Origin of the sequence: Kitasatospora putterlickiae (assembly GCF_039527695.1) — a bacterium.
GTDB lineage: Bacteria > Actinomycetota > Actinomycetes > Streptomycetales > Streptomycetaceae > Kitasatospora > Kitasatospora putterlickiae.
Genome location: NZ_BAAAKJ010000267.1, coordinates 1 through 3,849 on the forward strand (window position 1 = coordinate 1; position 3,849 = coordinate 3,849).

At 75.1% G+C, this 3,849-nt stretch carries 3 protein-coding genes and 2 pseudogenes; 2 read left to right on the top strand and 3 right to left on the bottom strand.

The window, feature by feature from the left end; translation table 11 throughout:
* From ABD308_RS27070 to ABD308_RS27080, 3 genes and pseudogenes are all read right to left on the bottom strand, one after another.
* A pseudogene (locus ABD308_RS27070) lies at positions 1-210 on the bottom strand (hypothetical protein); the annotation flags it as partial.
* Between the two features lie 94 nt (positions 211-304).
* On the bottom strand, positions 305-1,351 hold the full coding sequence (locus ABD308_RS27075; protein WP_344339685.1) for a LacI family DNA-binding transcriptional regulator: 1,047 nt from the start codon (positions 1,349-1,351) through the stop codon (positions 305-307).
* A gap of 205 nt (positions 1,352-1,556) precedes the next feature.
* Positions 1,557-2,300 (bottom strand): response regulator transcription factor, encoded by a 744-nt coding sequence (locus tag ABD308_RS27080; RefSeq protein ID WP_344339689.1) that lies wholly within the window; start codon positions 2,298-2,300, stop codon positions 1,557-1,559.
* Between the two features lie 686 nt (positions 2,301-2,986).
* Here ABD308_RS27080 and ABD308_RS27085 point away from each other — a divergent pair.
* Positions 2,987-3,286 carry a MoaD/ThiS family protein gene (locus tag ABD308_RS27085; RefSeq protein ID WP_344339693.1) on the top strand — a complete coding sequence of 100 codons (300 nt, stop codon included), beginning with the start codon at positions 2,987-2,989 and terminating at the stop codon, positions 3,284-3,286.
* 5 nt (positions 3,287-3,291) lie between these two features.
* Positions 3,292-3,849, top strand: a pseudogene (locus ABD308_RS27090) (hypothetical protein); the annotation flags it as partial.

Below are 3,849 nucleotides of genomic sequence, written 5' to 3' on the forward strand. Positions count from 1 at the left end.
GGGCGGGGTGCCGGCGGCGGGGTGGGCGGGGCTGCCGTACCCGGTGCCTTCGTGTGGCGTGCCGTCGTACGCCGTGCTCCCGTACCCCGCGCCGTCGTGCGTGGCGCTGTCGAGGACGGTGCCGGGGATGACCTGGGGCCGCGGGTACCCGTACGGGCCGTCGTACCGCTCGTCGCCGGTACGGTGCCGCCACTGCTCGTGATCGCTCATGGCGACCAACGTCCGCCCGGCGGATGAGAATCGCGTGAGAACCCGCTCAGAACGGCCCGAGAAGCCTGTTGACTTCTCATAAAGCCTGGTCAGGCTACGAGTGCGCGCTCTCCGGCGAGCAGCCGCAGGAGCGTCGCACGACCAGGCGCGAGGGGAAGGTGCGGACCCGTTCGGTGTCCGATCCCGGCACCATCAGCGAGTCGTCCAGCACCAGGTCCACCGCCGCCCGGGCCATCGCGTCGCGGTCGGAGGCGACGGTGGTCAGCGGCGGGTCGGCGAGCGCGGCCTCCGGCACGTCGTCGAAGCCGGCCACCGCGAGGTCCTCCGGTACCCGCAGACCCAGCTCGCGGGCGGCCCGCAGCACGCCGATGGCCTGGTCGTCGGTGGAGCAGAAGATCGCCGGCGGGCGGTCCTCGGAGCCCAGCACGCGCAGCGCGACGTCGTAGGCGCCGTAGCGGTGGAAGGGCGCGTCGATGAGGTGCGGCTCGGCGGGCAGGCCGTGCGCGTCCATGGCGCGCTGCCAGCCCTCGACGTGGTCGATGACCGGGTCGCCGGGCGCGGGGGACTCGACCGGGCCGCCGAAGCAGGCCACGTACGGGTGACCGTGCACCTCCAGCAGGTGGCGGACGATCGTCTCGGCGCCGGCCACGTCGTCGGTGACCACCGCGACGTCGTCGATCGCCTCGGGGCGGCGGTGCAGCAGCACCACCTTCGCGCCCTCCATGGCGGCGAACTCCTCGGCGGCCCGCTGCGAGGGGCCCTGGCTGACCAGGATCAGGCCGGAGACCCGCATGCCGAGGAAGGCGCGGACGTAGTGGACCTCGCGGTCGTCGACGTAGTCGGAGTTGCCGATCAGCACGAGCTTGCCGCGCTCGGAGGCGGCCCGTTCCACGGCGTGCGCCATCTCGGCGAAGAACGGCTGGCGGGCGTCCGGGACGACCATGCCGATCAGGTTGGTGCGGCGGGAGGCCATCGCCTGGGCGACGCTGTTCGGCCGGTAGCCGAGCTGCTCGATCGCGGCGAGCACCTTCTCCCGGGTGGCGGGCGCGACCGGGCGCGGTCCGTTGTTGATCACGTAGCTGACGACCGCGGTCGAGGTACCAGCCAGTCGGGCTACATCGTCGCGCGTCACTTTGGCCACGGGGGGAGTCTACGCGTGTGGCGTACGGCCGGGCAGTGGGGGACCCGCGCCGGGCGGGTGCGGCGGGCGGGCGGCCCGGGACGGGGCGGGACGAATCAGGACGGGCCGGACAGGTGGACCGGACCGGTGCACCGGACCGACGGACCGGAGCCGGTCGGACGGCCGGGCCGGACGGGGTGGCGCGGGCCCCGCCCGGCCCGGCCGGTCAGGTGTCCAGGACGGCCGGGGAGCGCCGGGCGGGCGGCTCGGCCCGCTCGGCCCGCTCGCCCTTGTCCCCCTTGTCGGGGACGACGAAGCGGTAGCCGACGTTGCGCACGGTGCCGATCAGGCCCTCGTGCTCGACGCCGAGCTTGGCGCGCAGCCGGCGGACGTGCACGTCGACCGTGCGGGTGCCGCCGAAGTAGTCGTAGCCCCAGACCTCCTGCAGCAGCTGCGCCCGGGTGAAGACCCGGCCGGGGTGCTGGGCGAGGTACTTGAGCAGCTCGAACTCCTTGAAGGTGAGGTCGAGCACCCGGCCCTTGAGCCTGGCCGAGTAGGTGGCCTCGTCGACCGAGAGGTCACCGCTGCGGATCTCCATCGGACTGTCGTCGGTGGTCACCTGGAGCCGGCCGAGGGCGAGCCGCAGCCGGGCCTCGACCTCGGCGGGGCCGGCGGTGTCGAGCAGGACGTCGTCGATGCCCCAGTCGGCGGTGACGGCGGCCAGGCCGCCCTCGGTCACCACCAGGATCAGCGGGCAGCCGATGCCGGTGGAGCGCAGCAGTTGGCAGAGGCTGCGGATCTGCGGCAGGTCGCGCCTGCCGTCCACCAGGATGACGTCGGCGCTGGGGGTGTCGACCAGGGCGGCGCCCTCGGCGGGGGCCACCCGGACGTTGTGCAGCAGCAGGCCGAGCGCGGGCAGGACCTCAGCGGAGGGTTGCAGCGCGTTGGTGAGGAGGAGCAGAGAACTCATACCCGGTAGTCCCCTTTCCGGGTCGTCGCGGTCGCGTTCCGGCCGCCGCCACAGCCGGATGGCGCACGTGCTGGTGAGGGGGAGGAGACGGACGTCCGGGGGGAGACGGCGGACCGGGCGGTGGCGTGCGCGGACGGACGGGGCACCCGCCGGAGGTCCCGCAACCCCCGGTGCACCGCTTCTGCCCTGCTCATCCGCGAACCTTCCGGTCCTGGCCCGTCCCGGGCGGCGGCCCGAGCCGGGGTCTGTCCGACGCCCCGGCCGGTCCCGGCACGTCGTTGTGCCGTGTGTGGCGGGGGCGGTCCCTGCGGTACGCCGGGGGTGGGCCGACGATTCGCAAGAACGTCCGTACTGGCGTCCTGAAAGCACAAAAGGATCCGGGGGCGACTCTGCCCGGATCCCTCAGGCATCGAGGATAGCCGACCGGCCCCCCGCGCCGGGAGGGCCGGAATCCGGCGGTTCGGCCTTTTCGGGCGCGCCCCGGGTGAGCCGGGCCACAGCTTCGCGACGGCGCCGCCGGGCGTCGGGCCAGGGCGATTGCCGCTCGTGCGGGCGAACACGACATCATGGGGGACACATCGGCGGCACCCCGCGCGCACCCCTTTCGGGCGAGGCGCGGACGCCCCCGGTGGTGGACCCGGCCGGGACACCCGGGCCCGGGCGAGGACGAGCGAGAAGGGGTTGCCATGGGCGCGACCACCGGGCACGACCCGGCCGCCGCCGTTCAGGTGAGCGGCACGATCCGCTACTGGGCGGCGGCGAAGTCGGAGGCCGGGGTGGCCGAGGAGCCGTACCTGGCGGCGACCCTGGCCGAGGCGTTGGCGCAGGTCGAGGAGCGGCACGCGGACCGGCCGAAGCTGGTCCGGCTGCTCGGCCACTGCTCCTACCTGGTGGACGGCTCGCCGGTCGGCGGCCGTGACCACGCGACCGTGGCCCTCACCGAGGGCGGGACGGTCGAGGTCCTCCCGCCGTTCGCGGGCGGGTGAGCGGCGTGACCGGAGTGAACGGAACCCCCGAGGGGCAGCCCCAGCACCAGCCCCAGCAGCCCCACCAGCCGCAGTCGCCGTACCAGCCGCAGTACCCGTACGGGCGGCCGCAGCCGCAGGCGCAGCAGCCGGTGCCGCAGGGCTACCAGCCCCAGCCCGGGCAGGCGCCCTACCCGTACGCCCCGCCGCAGGCGTACGCGCCGGATCCTTATGCGCAGCAGGGGCACGCGCAGCAGCCGCACGCCCCCGGCGCGGGCCAGCACCCGCCGTACGGCGGGCAGCCGCACGGGCCGTCGCACGCGCAGCAGTCGTACGGGCAGCAGTCGTACGGACAGTCGCCGTACGGGCAGCCGCCGTACGGGGCCGTGCCGGGTGTGGACGACGCCGCGACGGCGCTGCTCCCGCCGGTGCCGCCGCTGGACGACGCGGCGGCGACCACGCTGCTGCCGCCCGTCCCGCCGCTGGACGACGCCGCCGCGACCACGCTGCTCCCGCCGGTGACGGCGGCGGGTCCGATGCCGCCGGCGCAGGCGCCGCCCCAGGGCCCGGCGCGGCCCTACACC